1 protein-coding gene is annotated in these 230 nt (G+C 38.7%); it reads left to right on the top strand.

Annotation, left to right across the window (positions count from 1 at the left end):
• A partial coding sequence (locus SAZ04_RS23180) for a potassium transporter TrkG (RefSeq protein ID WP_332700190.1) occupies nucleotides 1–230 on the top strand: 230 nt, incomplete at both ends.

The raw sequence follows: 230 nt of genomic DNA, 5'->3' as shown, positions 1-230 counted from the left end.
ATTCTAGCTATTGAGGATGTTGGTGCTCTAATTCTCAGTATACACTTTCTACAATATTTCCAGACTTGGCAAGAAGCATTTATCCAAGGTTTCTTTGCATCAGTAAGCGCAACAACAAATGCTGGGTTTGACATTACCGGTAGTTCACTAGCGCCCTTTGCTCATGATTATTTTGTTCACTTTGTAAATATGATTTTATTAGTATTCGGTGCCATGGGCTTCGCTGTTGT

The sequence above is a fragment of the Halalkalibacter lacteus genome, from assembly GCF_036663595.1.
Lineage (GTDB): Bacteria > Bacillota > Bacilli > Bacillales > Bacillaceae_D > Halalkalibacter > Halalkalibacter lacteus.
The sequence above is the reverse complement of the archived record's forward strand: the minus strand, read 5'-3'. Positions and strand labels throughout refer to the sequence as shown.